This is a genomic window from Roseovarius halophilus (ex Wu et al. 2025), from assembly GCF_047086965.1.
Map to the genome: position 1 here is coordinate 1 of NZ_JBKOTX010000401.1, position 2,270 is coordinate 2,270.

Annotated in this window: 1 protein-coding gene and 3 pseudogenes; all 4 read right to left on the reverse strand. The window is 50.7% G+C overall.

From position 1 onward, the window contains the following. Positions 1 to 167 precede the first annotated feature (167 nt). A pseudogene (locus ACH107_RS32115) lies at positions 168 to 652 on the reverse strand (adenosylhomocysteinase); the annotation flags it as partial. A 4-nt stretch (positions 653 to 656) separates the two neighbouring features. Continuing rightward, positions 657 to 1,646 carry an NAD-dependent epimerase/dehydratase family protein gene (locus ACH107_RS32120; protein WP_412509678.1) on the reverse strand — a complete coding sequence of 330 codons (990 nt, stop codon included), beginning with the start codon at positions 1,644 to 1,646 and terminating at the stop codon, positions 657 to 659. Positions 1,647 to 1,820: 174 nt separating this feature from the next. Continuing rightward, positions 1,821 to 2,174: pseudogene (locus ACH107_RS32125) on the reverse strand (transposase); the annotation flags it as partial. After that, positions 2,173 to 2,270 (reverse strand): annotated as a pseudogene (locus tag ACH107_RS32130) (transposase); the annotation flags it as partial. The pseudogenes ACH107_RS32130 and ACH107_RS32125, both read right to left, overlap by 2 nt.

Consider the following 2,270-nt stretch of genomic DNA (forward strand, 5'->3'; position numbering starts at 1 on the left):
CCCGCTGGCTCATCCCCTCGCTGCGCGCCAGCCTGACCTTCAGATAAAGTTCCACGGTGTAAATCTCCTCGCCCTCCCTGCTGCCACAAGAAGGGAAAAGTGGACGACTTTTACGCCGCCCGCACCGCCAATATGGCGGCGCTACCGTGGTCTAGTTTTGCACCGCCGTTCTCAACAGCGACTTCTTCTTCGGATGTCGGCACTTCGATGAGGTCTGTTTCGCCGTTCTCAACGCGGGCGCCCAGCAGAATATACAAAGTGGCGTCGCAACCGTCATCAAGGATCAGGTTCGGCCCGTCTGGGAACATGAAAGATTTATCAAGGTAGTCCCAGTGCTCCTCAAGAGACTGACCCTTGATCGCAAACACAGGCGTACCACCTGCCGCAATTGCAGCTGCCGCATGGTCTTGGGTGGAGAAAATGTTGCAACACGCCCAGCGAACATCCGCACCAAGGTACACAAGCGTCTCAATCAGAACCGCCGTTTGAATGGTCATATGTAGAGATCCGACGATACGCGCACCCGCCAAAGGCTTGGTGTCACCATACTCTTCACGAAGCGCCATCAGACCCGACATTTCGTTTCCGCAATATCAAGCTCTTTACGGCCAAAATCAGCTAGAGAGATATCTTTAACCATGTAATCGGTCATTTAGTTACTCCGTATAAAAAATTTCTTGATGTGGGTCAGGGCTGATGAACTCGCTTTGAAGTGTTCTCTCAATCCCATGACTTAATGAGATCGGCGCCTTGAATTGATCCAAGGTGCTTTTCGCGCTGTTAAATTCTGTTGATGAGGCAAACTTTTTAACCCTTATTGAGCTCACAGGTAAGTTTTTACCGGTCAAGGCTGATACTAAGTCTGCCATTTTTCCTAAGATCATACCGAGCCAATAAGGCAAACGCAGGCCTACGCTATTTTTGCCTTTGAGCTTGGCGCGGACCTGACGCACTAGCGCGTTCATGGTCATGTCAGGCGTGTCTACGTAATTAAACACACCATATTTCTGTTCGGTTGAAATGCATTGTTTTAAAAATGCGACAACGTTTTGAATATACGCCATCGATTTTTTATTCTCACCTTGACCGACCATCACAAATTTACTTGAAGCTATTTGGTACAGGAGGTTAAAGACATTCCCGCGGTTTCCCTCACCAAAGATTACGGTTGGACGAACGATTAGAAGTGAATTTTGACCCTTTGACTGCCAAGCTCGTAGTTTTTCTTCCGCCTCAAATTTAGTCCTGCCGTACTCATTAAAAGGATTAATTTCACCATCCTCGCCGGTGCCGGGCTTAGCAAAGCCGTAAACAGCCACCGTACTGGTAAAGACAATTTTCTCGATCCCTTTTTCTTCACAGACAGATGCAATGTTCTCAGCGCCGCCTACATTTGTGCGCTGATATTCTGATTTATCACGCACATCGTCACGGTGCACAGCGGCCAAGTTTACAATGACATTTCCCGTGATCGTTTGCCGTAGGGCGTCGATGTCCCTGACATCGCCAATTTTGCATTTCTCAGGAAATTGATTGCTCATCTTAATGTCGATGATTTCAAAATTCTGCTGCTTTAGTGAGAGCTGCTTACATAGGTTGGTGCCAACAAACCCTGATCCACCAATAACTGTAATTTTATTTGTCATTATCGCGTTCAATCTCCTTTTTTACGGCGTCGGAAAATTCCCTCTGGACTGCCTGTAATCTTTAATTATCGGCAGTCTTAAACTCTTGTTCCACGAGACAACACCCCAATACTCCAACTCAAGCTGACCTCCTGTCAGAACGTCTGCTCCGCCAATCCGGTGAGACCTACGGCCTCAAGCCGGAATCCTGTAGGGTTCTCCCTTCGCGATAAGCGCCCACGCGATCCGGGCCATCTTGTTTGCCAGAGCGACAGCTACAAGCATCCTTGGCTTGCGGCTCAGCATCCGGGCCAACCAAGAATCCGGTTTCGGCCCCCCAGTCCGACCGGCTGCCTGAATGACAGCCATCGCTCCGATGATCAGCAGGCGCCGGATGTCTTTCTGTCCCATCTTCGACGTCTTGCCCAATCGCGTTTTTCCACCTGTCGAATGCTGTCGCGGAGTCAGCCCCACCCATGCGGCAAAATCCCTGCCCTTGCGGAACATGTTGGTTGGTGGCGCCAGCGTGGCTAGGGTCATGGCGGTGACCCGTCTCCACCAGACCCTCGCGATAGAGCCAGACCGTCTTGGCGTCCGGCACCCGGTCCTCGAGCCCCAGCCCGAGAAACCGCATGAACGACAGCC

What these genes read in the sequence shown, in the direction of transcription:
- ACH107_RS32120 (WP_412509678.1), bottom strand. Translation starts at nt 1,646, where the DNA reads ATGACAAATAAAATTACAGTTATTGGTGGATCAGGGTTTGTTGGCACC.